Annotated in this window: 14 protein-coding genes; 4 read left to right on the forward strand and 10 right to left on the reverse strand. The window is 70.9% G+C overall.

The genetic code is table 11. The annotated features are described in order from the left end of the window. Positions 1-48 precede the first annotated feature (48 nt). The 3 genes from FZ046_RS07520 to FZ046_RS07530 all read right to left on the reverse strand — a co-directional run bounded on the left by FZ046_RS07520 (position 49) and on the right by FZ046_RS07530 (position 2,918). Complete coding sequence (locus FZ046_RS07520; protein WP_070353895.1) at positions 49-1,410, reverse strand: MFS transporter; 1,362 nt, start codon at positions 1,408-1,410, stop codon at positions 49-51. Between the two features lie 56 nt (positions 1,411-1,466). Then, positions 1,467-1,646 carry a hypothetical protein gene (locus FZ046_RS07525; protein WP_070353896.1) on the reverse strand — a complete coding sequence of 60 codons (180 nt, stop codon included), beginning with the start codon at positions 1,644-1,646 and terminating at the stop codon, positions 1,467-1,469. Positions 1,647-1,718: 72 nt separating this feature from the next. Next, the gene (locus FZ046_RS07530) at positions 1,719-2,918 is read right to left on the reverse strand and encodes an MFS transporter (protein ID WP_246182928.1); all 1,200 of its coding nucleotides are present in this window, start codon (positions 2,916-2,918) and stop codon (positions 1,719-1,721) included. Positions 2,919-3,141: 223 nt separating this feature from the next. On the opposite strand from FZ046_RS07530, the gene FZ046_RS07535 reads away from it, so the two are divergent. Beyond that, positions 3,142-5,349 carry a SpoIIE family protein phosphatase gene (locus tag FZ046_RS07535; protein WP_246182929.1) on the forward strand — a complete coding sequence of 736 codons (2,208 nt, stop codon included), beginning with the start codon at positions 3,142-3,144 and terminating at the stop codon, positions 5,347-5,349. Between the two features lie 3 nt (positions 5,350-5,352). On the opposite strand, the gene FZ046_RS07540 is transcribed toward FZ046_RS07535, so the two are convergent. From FZ046_RS07540 to FZ046_RS07555, 4 genes are all read right to left on the reverse strand, one after another. Continuing rightward, a complete protein-coding gene (locus FZ046_RS07540; protein WP_070353899.1) occupies positions 5,353-5,862 on the reverse strand; it encodes a nitroreductase family deazaflavin-dependent oxidoreductase in 510 nt (169 codons plus the stop codon). A gap of 75 nt (positions 5,863-5,937) precedes the next feature. Then, a complete protein-coding gene (locus FZ046_RS07545) occupies positions 5,938-6,486 on the reverse strand; it encodes a hypothetical protein (RefSeq protein ID WP_070353900.1) in 549 nt (182 codons plus the stop codon). 76 nt (positions 6,487-6,562) lie between these two features. Beyond that, positions 6,563-7,186, reverse strand: coding sequence for a TetR/AcrR family transcriptional regulator (locus tag FZ046_RS07550; protein ID WP_070353901.1), 624 nt, complete (start codon positions 7,184-7,186; stop codon positions 6,563-6,565). Beyond that, a complete protein-coding gene (locus FZ046_RS07555; RefSeq protein ID WP_070353945.1) occupies positions 7,183-7,983 on the reverse strand; it encodes an alpha/beta hydrolase in 801 nt (266 codons plus the stop codon). The genes FZ046_RS07550 and FZ046_RS07555 overlap by 4 nt, the downstream gene beginning before the upstream one ends. 217 nt (positions 7,984-8,200) lie before the next feature. On the opposite strand from FZ046_RS07555, the gene FZ046_RS07560 reads away from it, so the two are divergent. Next, positions 8,201-8,842, forward strand: a complete 642-nt coding sequence (locus tag FZ046_RS07560) for an NADPH-dependent F420 reductase (protein ID WP_070353902.1) — start codon at positions 8,201-8,203, stop codon at positions 8,840-8,842. A gap of 31 nt (positions 8,843-8,873) precedes the next feature. On the opposite strand, the gene FZ046_RS28145 is transcribed toward FZ046_RS07560, so the two are convergent. Beyond that, positions 8,874-9,005, reverse strand: a complete 132-nt coding sequence (locus FZ046_RS28145; protein WP_256277815.1) for a hypothetical protein — start codon at positions 9,003-9,005, stop codon at positions 8,874-8,876. 108 nt (positions 9,006-9,113) lie between these two features. Here FZ046_RS28145 and FZ046_RS07565 point away from each other — a divergent pair, with 108 nt between their 5' ends. Beyond that, entirely contained in the window at positions 9,114-9,998 is an 885-nt protein-coding gene (locus tag FZ046_RS07565; protein WP_070353903.1) for an alpha/beta fold hydrolase, read from the forward strand. A gap of 57 nt (positions 9,999-10,055) precedes the next feature. On the opposite strand, the gene FZ046_RS07570 is transcribed toward FZ046_RS07565, so the two are convergent. Both FZ046_RS07570 and FZ046_RS07575 read right to left on the reverse strand, forming a co-directional pair. Next, positions 10,056-10,853: an SDR family oxidoreductase gene (locus FZ046_RS07570; protein WP_070353946.1), complete on the reverse strand. Its 798-nt coding sequence runs from the start codon at positions 10,851-10,853 to the stop codon at positions 10,056-10,058. A 91-nt stretch (positions 10,854-10,944) separates the two neighbouring features. Continuing rightward, positions 10,945-11,118: a CsbD family protein gene (locus FZ046_RS07575; RefSeq protein ID WP_070353904.1), complete on the reverse strand. Its 174-nt coding sequence runs from the start codon at positions 11,116-11,118 to the stop codon at positions 10,945-10,947. Positions 11,119-11,321: 203 nt separating this feature from the next. Here FZ046_RS07575 and FZ046_RS07580 point away from each other — a divergent pair, with 203 nt between their 5' ends. After that, positions 11,322-12,362 carry a S1C family serine protease gene (locus tag FZ046_RS07580; protein ID WP_070353905.1) on the forward strand — a complete coding sequence of 347 codons (1,041 nt, stop codon included), beginning with the start codon at positions 11,322-11,324 and terminating at the stop codon, positions 12,360-12,362. The last annotated feature ends 20 nt before the right edge of the window (positions 12,363-12,382 follow it).

A 12,382-nucleotide genomic window follows, 5' to 3' on the forward strand; every position in this document is an offset into this window, starting at 1 on the left:
CCGAGGCGGCGGGCCGCCCAGTCATCGGCGCGGCGGCGGGCCGCCCAGTCATCGCGGCGGCGGAACCGCCCAGGCGCTGCCCTGCTCCCGGTCGAGCGCGGTGGCGGCCTTGTTGCGCAGTACGAAGACGTAGACGGCGAGGCTGACGGCGATCACCACGGTGACGTAGACGATGAACCATCCGACGTGTCCGCCGGACTTCGCGGCCTGGTAGAGCATCGGCGCGGTGCCGCCGAACGCCGAATTGGCCAGCGCGTACCCCAGTCCGACGCCGAGTGCCCGGATCTCCGCCGGGAACAGCTCCGCCTTCACGATCGCGTTCACCGACGTGTAGCCGGTCAGGATGACGTAGCCGACGGCCGTCAGCGCGAAGGCCAGCAGCGGCGACGACGTCTGCGGCAGGTAGGTCAGCAGCACGTAGGTGTACGCGACGCCGCCGATGCCGAAGAAGACGAGCAGTGGCTTGCGGCCGACGCGGTCACTGAGCAGCCCGCCCACCGGCTGCAGCAGCATGAGCAGGATGAGTCCGAGCAGATTGATCCACGTGCCGGTCAGTGCCTGGTCCTTGCCGAACGTCGACTTCACGATCGCGGGGGCGTTGATCGTGTAGGTGTAGAACGCCACCGTGCCGCCCGCGGTGATGAGGAAGACCAGCAGCAGCGGCCGCCAGTAGGTGGTGAACAGCGCCCGCAGCGATCCGGCGGACTGGTCGCGGCCCTCGCGGATCGCCGTGAGGTGGTTCTCGCTGAGCGACTCGTCCATCGAACGGCGCAGCCAGAGCACCACCAGTGCGGCGACGCCGCCGATGAAGAAGCCGATGCGCCAACCCCATTCGGTGACGGCGTCGACGTCGAGGACCGTGAGGGCGATCAGCAGAGTGAATTGTGCGAGTACGTGGCCGCCGACGAGCGTCACGTATTGAAACGAGGACAGGAAGCCGCGCCGGTTGGCGGTCGCCGCCTCGGACATGTACGTGGCCGACGTGCCGTATTCGCCGCCGGTGGCGAAGCCCTGCAGCAGCCGCGCGAGGATCAGGATGACCGCCGCCCAGTACCCGATGACCTCGCGCGTCGGCATGATCGCGACCAGGAACGAACACGCCGACATGATCGTGATGCTCAGCATCAGTGCGGCCTTGCGCCCGCGCCGGTCGGCGTAGCGGCCGAAGAACCAGGAACCGATGGGCCGCATGACGAACGTGACGGCGAAGATGGCGTAGATGTACAGCGTCGAGTTCTCGTCGTCGGAGTCGAAGAACTGCGCCTCGAAGTAGGTCGCGAAGACGGTGTAGACGTAGACGTCGTACCACTCGACGAGGTTGCCCGCCGAACCGCGCACGGTGTTCAGGACGGCCCGGCGCAGGCTCGTCGGGGCGAGGGTCGGACCGGTTGGTGGCGTCGCAGCGGTCATGCCCGGGGACGATAGCGAACCCCGCTACCCACGCGTGGGCATTGCCCCGGCATGGGTCAGGGTCCGGTGACCGGCTCGCGCGGAGATCCGTCGCCGGCCTCGGCGGCGTCGCGGCGGCGGTCGCGCCGGGCGACGTAGACGATGACCCCGACCACGACGAGCGCCGGCCCGAAGGCGGGCAGCGACATCCACAGCCCGACGTCGGTGGCCAGGATCGACGGCTCGATGGCGGTCATGGCGTCCCCCGGTTCCGGTTCGGCGCGTGCCGGCGGCGACGCGTCACCCCCGTAGTGTGCCCCGGATCGCGTTCAGGCGTCGGTGGGGCTGCGACGTCCGCCGATGGCGGTGGCGGCACCGGCGATTCCGACCACCCCGGCCAGGGCGACGAAGCCCACTGGCACGGTGCTGAGCGCCGCGACGCCGGCCACCAGCAGGGGACCCGCCGCGTCCCCGCACTCCCGGCCGATCTCGGCGGCGCCCATGGTCTGACCGAGGTGCTCCGGCGGACTCGAGCGGGCCAGGACGCTGAACGCGAGGGGGGTGATGACGCCGCACCCCGCGCCGATCACCACCGCGGAGCACAGCAGCCCCGCGAGACCGGGCAGCGCGCCGGCCAGCAGTCCGACGGCGGTGGCCGCCATCCCGGCGAGCAGGCCGGACGTCGGTGCCAGCCGCCCGGCGTCGAGGGCACGCCCGGCCAGCGGTTGGACGACCGCGGTGGTCAGCGCGAGCACCGACACGACCGCTCCGGTGACGACGGCGGAGAACCCGGCCTGGGTGCCGAGCAGCGGCAGGAACCCGACGCCGACCGACAGCGCGCCGGTCGCGACCGCGAGGCCGAGCGTCGGCACGACGAAGCCGGCATCGGTGAGCCGGCGGGCGGTGTCGAGCAGGGTCTGCCGTCGTCGCGGCAGCGGTGCCAGCCGCGGCACGGCCAGCGCAGCCCAGCACGCGACCAGCACGCCGAGGACCGCCATCACCGCGAACAGCCCGCGCAGCCCGCCGCCGTAGGTGACGATGACGCCGCCGAGCAGCGGTCCGAGCGTGTAGCCGATCGACTTGTACATGCCGTAGGAGCCGAACGCGCGGCCGTGGCCCCCGGCAGGGCTCAGCCGCGCCACCAGTGCGGAGGCGGCCGGGGAGAACGCCGCCGCCCCGATCCCCTGACCGACGCGCCCGGCCCACAACCACGCCGTGTCGTCGACGACGGCGTAGCCGAGCGACGACACCGCGAAGACCAGGAGCCCGCCGATCAGCACGGGGCGGGCGCCGATGCGGTCGGCCAGCGAGCCGAACACCGGTTTGAGCACGATCTCGGCCCCGTCGTAGATCGCCAGCAGCAGGCCGAGCGTCAGCAGCGACGCCGCGGTGCCGGTGCTGGTGGTCCCGAGCGTGCCTGCGACGGCGTGTGCGCCGAACGCCGTGGTGAATCCCGCCGCGAGCAGCGGCGCCCGCGCGCCCGGGCCGGGGAGGTCGCCGGTCGACGCGGCATCGCGGTGCATGGTCATCGACGACGACTCCACAGGCTGCGTCGACGGATTGCAACGGGTACGCCCGTTCGAGCGTCGGCCGGTCGACCTGCCGCGTGACGCGTCGATGACGAGTACGGGGGCGAAGGACGGGTTCTGACCAGCGCCGTCCGGGTGCCAGGCATAATTCGGGGAGACACATGGCGACTTCACCGTGACCAGCCGAGACCCTCGAGGGGCTTCCGCTGACGACCTCCTGCCGGTGGGCACTCCCATCGACCTGGAGAACTGCGCCCGCGAACCGATCCACATTCCCGGCAGCGTCCAGCCGCGCGGCGTGCTCGCGGTGGTGCACGAGCCCGACTTCACCGTGCGTCACGTCAGCGCGAACGTCGAGCACCTGCTCGGCCGGGCCGCCGTCGACGTCCTCGGCAGGCACCTGTCGGCGTTGATCGGTGACGGGCAGGCGGCGTCGCTCATCCAGGCGGTGTCGACGTTCAGCGACCTGCGGCAGCGCAATCCGCTGGAGTGCATCGTCGACGTCGGCGGTTTCCGCCGGGTGTTCGATGCAATCCTGCACCGCGTGCCCGGCGGACTACTGCTGGTCGAGTTGGAGATCGCCTTCGGCGAGCGGCCGTTCAGCTTCCCGAACACCTACCAGGCGGTGCGGGTGTCGGTCGAGGAACTCAACCGCGCGACCTCGTTGGCCGAGCTGTACGAGGTCACCGTGCGCGCGGTGCGCGAGCTGACCGGATTCGACCGCGTGATGGTGTACCGCTACGACGAGGACTACAACGGCGAGGTCGTCGCGGAAGCCAAGGTCGACGGGCTGAACTCGTTCCTCGGCCTGCACTATCCGGCCAGCGACATCCCTGCCCAGGCGCGGGCGCTGTACGAGAAGAACTGGCTGCGGCTCATCGACGACGTCGACTACATCCCGGCGCCGCTGCTGGCCGCCGAGGAGGGGCCGCCGCTCGACCTGACGCACGCGTCGCTGCGCAGCGTGTCACCGATCCACGTCGAGTACCTGCAGAACATGGGCGTGCGCGCATCGATGTCGATCTCCCTGCTGCGGCACGGTCGGCTGTGGGGCCTGATCGCGTGCCACCACTACGCCGGACCGCACCTGCCGCCGTACGGTGCCCGCGCGGCCGCGGAGTTCCTCGGCTCCACCCTGTCGCTGCGCCTCGTCGACCAGGACGACGGCGACCAGCTACGCGTCCGGCTGGCAGCGCAGGCGGTGCTGGGCAAGCTGACCGCGGCCACGCTCGACGACGACGAGCCGCTCACCGCGGCGCTGCTCGGCGCGCCCGACCTCTTGGACCTGGTGCCCGCGGACGGCGTGGTCGTGAACATCGGCGGCGACTGCGAGGAGCGCGGCGACGTCCCGACACCCGACGTGGTGACCGCGGTCGTCGAGTGGGCGCGTGGTGCCGGCGACGAATTCGCCACGAGCCAGTGCTTGTCCGAGGATCTGCCGGAGACCGACATCGATCCGGACGTGGCGGCGGGCGCGCTCGTCGTGCACCTGCCCGAGGACCAGTACGCGGTGTGGTTCCGCCAGGAGGCCGTCCGCTCGGTCGACTGGGGCGGCGATCCGCACAACAAGGCCATCGCGGTCGACGAGGGGGACCACGTGCGGATCAGCCCGCGCCGGTCCTTCGACCGGTGGCGGGAGGTGGTGCGGCACCGCAGCATGCCGTGGACGGCGAACGAGACGGAGTCCGCCGAAGCCCTGCGCCGCCATCTGGTGGAGTCGCTGTACCGGCGGACGCGCGAGACGCTGCGGGTGGCCGAGACGCTGCAACGCAGCCTGCTGCCGGATTCGATTCCCGCCGTTCAGGATTGGCGGCTGTCGGCGCACTACGAGCCGGCCGTCGGTGGTCGCGTCGGCGGTGACTGGTACGACGCGTTCCGTCTGCCCGACGGCCGTCTGCTGGTGCTGCTCGGTGACGTCGCGGGGCACGGCATCGCCGCGGCGGGCACCATGGCGCAGCTGCGGAACGTGTTGCGCGCGCACCTGTTCAACGGGGCGTCGCCGGCCGAGGCGCTCGAGCGGCTCAACGACTTCTGCGTGCACATGGTGCGGCGGCCGTTCGCGACCGTCATCGTCGTCCGCGTCGATCCCACGACCGGGCTGGTCGAGGCGGCGTCCGCCGGGCACCTCACGCCATTCCTCACCGATGCCGACCGGCCCGCGATTCCCGCGCCGATCACGCTGTCGCCGGCAATCGGCTTCCGCGGCATGAGGTATGCGCCGAGCACGTTCACGCTCGGTCCCGGCCAGGGGTTGGTGATGTTCTCCGACGGGCTCATCGAACGCCGGGGCGCCACCATCGACGACGGCGTCGCGCGGCTCGAGACGATCCTCCGCGGCGCCGACCACGTCGAGGCGTCCGATCTGTCGGTCGCGATGCGAACCAGCGACACCGATGACGACGTGACGATCGTGACGCTGCGGCGGTCCTGAACCTCAGGCGTCGTCGCCGACCTCGGTGAAGACGAGCACGGGGATGGTGCGGCGCGCGGCGAGCCGTTCGTACTGGGCATAGGACGGGATGAAGTCGACGGCCAACTGCCACAGACGATCTCGTTCGGCACCGGTGACCTCCCGGCCGACGAAGGTTCCGGTGTGTCCGCCGGCCCGGATCGTGACGCGGGGATGCGCGAGCACGTTGTAATACCAGGACGGGTGGCGCGAACCCCCGTAGTTGGAGGCGATGACGACGGCCCGTCCGGCGTCGGTGAAGTACGTCAGCGGCGTGGTGCGGCGGCGCCCTGTCTTGGCGCCGGTGTGCACGAGCAACAGCTCCGGTGTCACCACTGCCGAGGACAGCCGTCCCCTGCTCAGACGCAGCAGCTGCCGGTCGACGCGCGGGGCGACGCGGCGGGTGATCCACCGTCCGGGCGTGTTGCCGGTGAGGCGTGCCCCGAGACGCAGCAGCGGGGAACCGGCCGTCGGGTCGACTTCGGGGATGCCCATGTCGCCGATGGTAGGAGACGGCCGGTTCCGCTGCGCTCACCGATCGAGCGCTGCACTAGCCGATCAGGCGCGGGGCTAGCCGATCAGGCGTTGCACGACGCCCTTCGACACCTCTTCGGGCCGGTACTGCTCGGCGGCGTAGGCGCCGATCGCAGTGAGCGCGCCGGTGAGGGCGGGCACCGCCCACTGCAGCAGCTTCAGCTGCTTCTGCGCCGACGCCACGTCCGGCGGCGTCGACGAGGTGGGAGTCGTGCCGTCCGCGGCCGGGACGGCGCCCTCCCGTGACACGCGCTGACCGAGCGCCCTGCTGTAGGCCGTGACGCCGAGTGCGGCGACGGTCAGCACCGTCTTGGCAGTGGCCATCGTCGGGACGCCCTGCTGGGCGCGGGCCCGGCCCAGGTCGTGCTTGAGCAGGCCGGCGGCACCGACGAGGTGGGCGCCGATGGCGGCGGCGTTCACCGGCGTCCAGCGGTCCCAGCCCTCGTTGGCGACGGCGCCGACGCGGGCGGAGTCGCCGCTGGACGAGGCCGCCGGGTTGAGCGCGACGGCGTTGGCCAGTGTTCCGCCGAACCAGGCGGCGAGGCCGACGTCGTGCAACTGGTGGAAGATGGTGGCGCGTGCCATGGCAGGTCTCCGATCGTGGGTTCCGGGGTCGGGGACGAGAGCTACCCGGGCAGGCGGACGACAAACGGGCCGGACGTCAGGACGCCGTGAGACCGGCGACGAGCAGATCAAGCAGATGCTCGAAACTGGTGTCGGCGTCCGGTGTTTGGCCAATGCCGACGCCCTCGATGGAGATCGATCCGTGAATGGCGCTCCAGGCGGCCTGGGCGGACTCGGTCGCGTCAGCGGGAGCGCCGATGCCGCGGATGAGGTCGACCAGGATGCCGAACACCGATCGCCCCTGCTGCGCGACCGGGCTGGCCTGGTCACTGAGCGGGCTGCCGGCGGCGAAGATCAACGCATACCTAGCAGGGTGGGCGAGAGCGAACCGACGGTAGGCGCGGCAGGCGCGGCGGAATCGGTCCTCGGGTGCCGCGCCGTCGGGCGTGGCGATGGCCTTGGCGAGTTCGTCGAGCGCTCGCGTCGCCAGGGCGACGAGCAAGCCGTCCTTGTTGCCGAACCGGTTGTAGACGCTCATCGGTGCGACCTCGGCCGCGCCGGCGACGGCGCGGATCGTGACACCCGCGGTGCCGTCGCGGTCCAGGACGTTCTCGGCCGCGTGCAACAGGACGGTCGACACCTCGTCGCTGGCGGTGCGGCGACGCACCGGTGACCGTCGGTCTCCGGTGCGCCGCTGCGGCGGTGGCGTGGACGGGGTCATGCGGCGGCGATGACTCCCTGGGCGGTGAGCCAGTCCAGCGCGGTGTCGGCGACGTCGCGCCAGCCGTGATCGATGACGAGCGAGTGACCGCGGCCCTCGAAGGCATGAAAGTCGGTCACGGCAGCGGACTTTCGGTACAGGGCGTGGGTGGCTCTGGCGGAGGCGTACGGCACGGTGTGGTCGAGCGTACCCGCGGTGACGAGCAGCGGCCCGCGGGTGGCGACGGCCGTGTCGACCGCCGCCGGCGACCGCGGCGCGAAGTTCGCGGTGGCTGCCTGGAACAGCGGCCGGCCGGGGGACGGGACGGCCCACTGCTCCCACAACGCGTCGGACTCCTTGGGTGCGAGCGCATTGCCGAACCCGTATCGCCACTGCGCGCTGCTGAGGCCCGTGGCGCGGCCGCGATTGAGCGGGTTGCCGAGGACCGGGAAGGCGGAGCGCAATTGGGCCCACGGCAACGGAAGGACGCCCTTGATGGGAGCCGGGTCGATGGCGACCGCGGCCGACGCCTGATGCTGCGCGAGCAGCTTCTGGGCGATGAGCCCGCCGAACGAGTGTCCGATCACCACCGGCGGGGTGTCGAATCGGCCGACGATGTCGGCGAAGTGCTCGGTGATCTCGTCGATGCCGACGCCGGCCTGTGAGGACGGATCGGCGCGGGTGGCGTCGACCGTGGGGTGCTCACCGGGCCAGGCCGGCGCGACGCCCGCGATGCCGCGGGCGGCGAAGCGATCGAGCCACGGTTGCCAGGCGGTGTGTGAGATCCAGAGGCCGTGGATGAAGACGACGTTGGTCATGGCGGTGTTCCCGTCCCGAGTGCCGTTCGGGTGGTGGAACGGCCGGTGGCCGCCCCGCACCGCTTGTAGAACGACGTTACATAAGCGGTGCGGTCAGCTCAACGGCGTGGCTCGCGGGAACATTCCCGACTCGGGCGGACTCCGGCGTGCACGGGTCGGCGGTTCATGGTTCTATAACGAGCGACACAAAACTCGGGGCGAGTCGAGGAGAGACGACGTGACGTTCGCGATCATCGGATCGGGCAACATCGGTTCGGCCGTGGCGGGGCACTTCGCCCGCATCGGTAGGCCGGTGTCGGTCGCCACCGCCCGCGGACCCGAGGCGGTGGCGCCACTGGCCCAACGACTCGGGTCGGCCATCGAGCCCGCGGAGCTGGCCGACGCGCTCCGGGCCGACGTCGTGGTGCTCGCGGTGCCGTTCGAGGCCGTCGAGGCGCTCGTGCGCCAGGTCGACGATTGGGCCGGCCGCATCATCGTCGACGCGACCAACGCCATCGACTACACCGATTTCTCGGCGGCCGACCTCGACGGCCGTGCCTCCTCCGACCTCGTCGGCGAGTGGGCGAACGGCGCCCGCGTCGTCAAGGCCTTCGGCCACACCTGGGCCAAGGTGCTCGCGCGGGAGCCGGGCGACGGGCACGGCGGCAGAAGGGTGCTGTTCCTGTCCGGCAACGACGCTGCCGCCAACGCCGAGGTGGCCGCACTCATCACCGACTTCGGCTTCGAGCCGATCGACCTCGGCCGCCACGATGAGGGCGGACTCCTGCAGCAGTTCGGTGGACCGCTCACGACCCGCAGCTTCATCTCGCAGCCCATCGGGGGCGCCGGTCCCGCGGAGATGGACCTGATCGAGTCCTAGGGGGTGCTCTCGGGCGGTCCGACGGCGAGCGTCAGGTTTCCGACGGCTTCTCCACCTCACCCTCCGGGAGTGGCAGCGCTTCGGCGCCGGGCGTCGCCGGAGCCAGCACCTCGTCCTCCTTGGTGGCGGTCTCGGGCGTTACATTCTCTTCGGAAGATGTCATGCCCGGAAGTTACCCAGGGGGCTGCGCCGGTAATCCGAACGGTGGCCGTTTGGCCTGTCGGATCAAATTACCCGCCGGTACAGTAGGCCTCGGGGGAATGGAGGCGTCGTGATCGAACCCAAGTACATCGACATCCACGGCGAACGGCTCGCCTACTACGACGAAGGTCGGGGCGACGTCCTGCTGCTGATCCACGGCATGGCCGGCAGCGCGCAGACGTGGCGCGAGATCCTGCCGGGCCTGGCCAAGAAGTACCGCGTGATCGCGCCTGATCTCCTCGGCCACGGCAAGTCCGCCAAGCCGCGCACCGACTACTCCCTCGGCGCGTTCGCCGTGGGACTGCGCGACCTCCTCGACGAACTGGGCGTGGATTCGGCCACCATCGTCGGCCACTCCCTCGGCGGCGGCATTGCCATGCAGTTCCTGTATCAGCACCCCGACTACTGTCAGCGCCTCGTCCTGATCAGCAGCGGCGGCCTAGGACCCGACGTCGGTCTCATCCTGCGACTGCTCTCCGCGCCCGGCGCCGAGATCGTCATGCCCCTGATCGCACCGGGCTTCGTGCTCGCCGCGGGGAACTCGGTCAAGTCGTGGCTCACGTCGCTGGGCCTGCGGTCGCCGCGCGGCGCCGAGATCTGGAACGCGTACTCGTCGTTCAACGATGCACAGACCCGTGAGTCGTTCCTCCGCACGCTGCGGTCGGTGGTCGACTACCGCGGCCAGTCGGTCAGCGCGCTCAACCGGTTGCAGCTGCGTTCGGACCTCCCGACGCTCGCCATCTGGGGCGAGGACGACACCATCATCCCGGTCGACCACGCCTACGCGGCACTCGAGGCCCGCCCCGACTGCCGCCTCGAGGTGCTACCGGACGTCGGTCACTTCGCGCACGTCGAGGCGCCCAGTCGGGTGATCGACCTCATCGACGAGTTCATGACCGCGACGGACGTGGGCAATTCGCGTCCGGGAGCGCCGGTTCCGGCAGCGCCCGAGTGACTTTCGGGCCGGCCCGCCCACCGAGGACGTAGGGCCGAGTGCGGGCGAGCGCGCCCGTTAGGAGTGGGCGAGCCGCTTGTTGACCAGACGCGTGAGCCAGGCCGGGGAGAACCGGGCGCCGGTCGCCAGCACCTTGGCCTGCGTGCCGACGGGGTAGTGCACCTGATGCAGCAGCCGGCGGCCCAGCGGCGGATCGACGGCCTTGACGATGTCGTCGGCGATGTCCTGGGCAGTCAACCGGATGCCGAGCGAGTCGGTGGTCCCGGTCTTCACGTCGGTCGTCATCGCGGTCTGGACGTACAGCGGCCACATCGCCACCACGCGGATGCCGTACCGCTTCCACTCGAGGTCGAGTGCCTCGGTGACGGCGCGGACGAAGAACTTGGTGGCGCTGTAGTTGGCGAGTTCGGCCTGACCGTAGATCGCCGATGCGGACGCCATGTTGACGACCACCGAGTTCGGCGTCGAGCGCAGGTGCGGAAAGGCGGCGTGCAGGCCGTTCACCACGCCCTTGGTGTTGATGTCGATCTCGCGGTGGTGCCGCGCGACCGGGATCTCCTCGAAGCGGCCGGCGATCAGGATTCCGGCGTTGTTGATCATGACGTCGAGCCGGCCGCCGGCCGCCTCGACGAATTCGTCGACGCGCGTGGCCATTTCGTCGGCGTCGGTGACGTCGAGGTGCCCCGTGACGATGGTCGCGCCGATGCCGTCGAACTCCTCGGCGAGCGACTTCAGGCCCACCTCGTCGAGGTCGTACGCGCCGACGACGTACCCCCGCTTGGCGAGGGACAGTGCCGTCGCTCGGCCGATCCCCGCCGCCGCGCCCGTGATGAAAACCGTCTTCCGCTGACTCATGCGACCCATCTTGTCTCGTGGCGGACGGCCGTGGTGCCGTCCGCGGATAACGGAGCGGGCCGCGCCGAAACGACGCGGCCCGCGCCGGCGATCAGTCGGTCAGCTTGTCCTTGACGTTCTCGCCGACCTTCTTGACGCCAGAGACGCCCTGGTCCTTCTGGCCCTCGGCCTTCAGGTCGTCGTTGCCGGTCACGTCACCGACCACTTCCTTGACCTTGCCGACCGCGTCCTCGGCGGCGTTCTTGGCCTTGTCGACGATGCCCATGTGCGAACTCCTCTCCTGATGCGCGTCGACTCTCGACGCGTTCGATGAATGGGACGGCGCGAGTTCGGCGATCCGTACGCGTGACGTCGGTGACGTGCGCCACGGCGGAAGTGACGGTTCGGGGTCGTATGCGGGGCCGCACGTTAGGACGCCGGCCGGCCGGGTACGTGGCGCGGACCAATCTCCCGACGAAGGACGTACCCATGCCCCTCAGCACCCCGTCATGGCGCCGCACGAAGGTGGTGCTCGCCGCCATGGCCTGTGGCCTCGCGCTGGCCGGCCCGACGGCACCACCGGCCGCCGCGGACGACTTCAAGACCGAGCCCGTCCTGACCGCGGACACGACGGCCGTCGAGCCGGGCGTCGTGCGCATCGACACCCGGCTGGACCTGCAGCAGGCCGTCGGCGCGGGTACCGGCGTGGTGCTGAGTCCGGATGGCATCGTCCTGACCAACAACCACGTGATCCGCGGTGCGAACGACATCACGGCGACCAACGTCGGCAATGGCCGCACGTATCCCGTCGACGTCCTGGGCTACGACCGCAAGAGCGACGTCGCCGTGCTGCGCCTGCGCGGCGCCGCCGACCTGCCGGTGGCTCCCACCGCGCCGTCCTCGGGCGTGCGCGTCGGCGACCCGGTGACGGCCGTCGGCTTCCCGGGCGGCTCCGGCCTGACCCGGTCGCCGGGCACCGTTCAGGGGGTCGCCGAGGACATCACCGCCAACGACGAATTGACCGGCAGCACCGAGGAACTGAGCGGCCTGATCGGCTTCGCCGCCGACATCCGCCCCGGTGATTCCGGCGGGCCGCTGGTGGATCAGGCGGGCCGCGTCGTCGGCATCACGACCGCCGGATCGCAGAACTACCGCATGGGCGGCGCCGGCGGCTTCGCGATCCCGATCGACCGCGCGCTGGGCATCGCGGACGCGATCCGCGCCGGGATTCCGTCGGGCTCGATCCACGTCGGTCCGACCGGCATCCTCGGCGTCGGGGTGGGCAACGACGGTGACGGGTCGGGTGTCGCGGTTCGGGCACTCCTGCGCGGCGGGCCCGCCGAACAGGCCGGTGTGCGAGGCGGCGACGTGATCACCGCGATCGACGCCACGCCGGTCACCGACGGCACCGTCCTCACCGACGTCCTGGATCAGCGCCGTCCCGGCGACACCGTGACGGTGACGCTGCGCGACCGGGCGGGCGCCAGCCGCGACGTCCGCGTGACCCTCACCGCCGGGCCCCCGAACTGATCGAACAGCGGCACCCGCAC

This window comes from Mycolicibacterium grossiae (assembly GCF_008329645.1).
In the GTDB taxonomy this organism is placed as follows: Bacteria; Actinomycetota; Actinomycetes; order Mycobacteriales; family Mycobacteriaceae; genus Mycobacterium; species Mycobacterium grossiae.

What these genes read in the sequence shown, in the direction of transcription:
- FZ046_RS07520 (WP_070353895.1), bottom strand. Translation starts at nt 1,410, where the DNA reads ATGACCGCTGCGACGCCACCAACCGGTCCGACCCTCGCCCCGACGAGC.
- FZ046_RS07525 (WP_070353896.1), bottom strand. Translation starts at nt 1,646, where the DNA reads ATGACCGCCATCGAGCCGTCGATCCTGGCCACCGACGTCGGGCTGTGG.
- FZ046_RS07530 (WP_246182928.1), bottom strand. Translation starts at nt 2,918, where the DNA reads ATGACCATGCACCGCGATGCCGCGTCGACCGGCGACCTCCCCGGCCCG.
- FZ046_RS07540 (WP_070353899.1), bottom strand. Translation starts at nt 5,862, where the DNA reads ATGGGCATCCCCGAAGTCGACCCGACGGCCGGTTCCCCGCTGCTGCGT.
- FZ046_RS07545 (WP_070353900.1), bottom strand. Translation starts at nt 6,486, where the DNA reads ATGGCACGCGCCACCATCTTCCACCAGTTGCACGACGTCGGCCTCGCC.
- FZ046_RS07550 (WP_070353901.1), bottom strand. Translation starts at nt 7,186, where the DNA reads ATGACCCCGTCCACGCCACCGCCGCAGCGGCGCACCGGAGACCGACGG.
- FZ046_RS07555 (WP_070353945.1), bottom strand. Translation starts at nt 7,983, where the DNA reads ATGACCAACGTCGTCTTCATCCACGGCCTCTGGATCTCACACACCGCC.
- FZ046_RS28145 (WP_256277815.1), bottom strand. Translation starts at nt 9,005, where the DNA reads ATGACATCTTCCGAAGAGAATGTAACGCCCGAGACCGCCACCAAGGAG.
- FZ046_RS07570 (WP_070353946.1), bottom strand. Translation starts at nt 10,853, where the DNA reads ATGAGTCAGCGGAAGACGGTTTTCATCACGGGCGCGGCGGCGGGGATC.
- FZ046_RS07575 (WP_070353904.1), bottom strand. Translation starts at nt 11,118, where the DNA reads ATGGGCATCGTCGACAAGGCCAAGAACGCCGCCGAGGACGCGGTCGGC.
- FZ046_RS07580 (WP_070353905.1), top strand. Translation starts at nt 11,322, where the DNA reads ATGCCCCTCAGCACCCCGTCATGGCGCCGCACGAAGGTGGTGCTCGCC.